This is a genomic window from Methylophaga sp. UBA4204, from assembly GCF_002379485.1.
Taxonomy (GTDB): Bacteria; Pseudomonadota; Gammaproteobacteria; order Nitrosococcales; family Methylophagaceae; genus Methylophaga.
The window spans coordinates 54479-55324 of sequence record NZ_DFTU01000037.1; the positions used below are offsets into that span (position 1 = coordinate 54479).

2 protein-coding genes are annotated in these 846 nt (G+C 48.5%); both read right to left on the reverse strand.

Going from position 1 to position 846, the window contains the following annotated elements:
• On the reverse strand, nucleotides 1-133 hold a 133-nt coding region (locus B3182_RS05360), incomplete at its 3' end, for a S4 domain-containing protein (RefSeq protein ID WP_292751894.1).
• Nucleotides 133-846: AMP-binding enzyme (locus B3182_RS05365; protein ID WP_292751873.1), on the reverse strand; the 714-nt coding region annotated here is incomplete at its 5' end. The genes B3182_RS05365 and B3182_RS05360, both read right to left, overlap by 1 nt.

Here is an 846-nt window from a genome sequence, read left to right on the forward strand (position 1 = left end):
GGTGGCCATTTGCATGAACTTTACCGCCATTAATAGCCTCAACGGCCAGGCTACGGGTTTTGTAAAACCGCGCAGCCCAAAGCCATTTGTCCAGCCGTTGATTTTCCTGACTTTCGGTTTCGGCTTTCGCCATCAAGCCTTACCTTGCAATTGTAATAAGATACCTTCGTTTTCCAATGTTGATGTGTCCTGGGTGATTTCTTCGCCCTTGGCAATCGTACGGAGTAAACGACGCATAATTTTACCGCTGCGGGTTTTAGGCAGATTGTCTGAATAACGAATTTCATCCGGCTTGGCGATAGGTCCGATTTGTTCGGCTACCCAGGCACGTAATTCATTGGTTATTGCTTCGTCTTCTCCACCTTCAGGTCGTTCACCTTTTAACACGACATAGGCAAATACGGATTCACCTTTAACATCATGCGGTTTACCGACGACGGCAGCCTCAGCAACCGCCTCATGCGCTACTAAAGCTGATTCAATTTCCATGGTGCCAAGTCGGTGACCTGAAACATTTAACACATCATCAATCCGCCCCATGATCCAGAAGTAACCTTCTTCATCCTGACGAGCGCTGTCACCGGCAAGATAATATTTACCATCGAAATAGGGCCAGTAGGTGTCTTTATAACGTTGGTCATCGCCCCAGATAGTCTGGATCATGGAAGGCCATGGTTTACGGATCACCAGGAAACCACCTTGATTTGGACCAAGCGCTTCACCTTGTTCATTGACCACTGCTGCATCAATGCCGGGCAGTGCACGAGTACATGAACCCGGTTTTGTGACAGTAACGGATGGAACTGGGGCAATCATATGAGCACCGGTTTCGGTTTGCCACCAGGT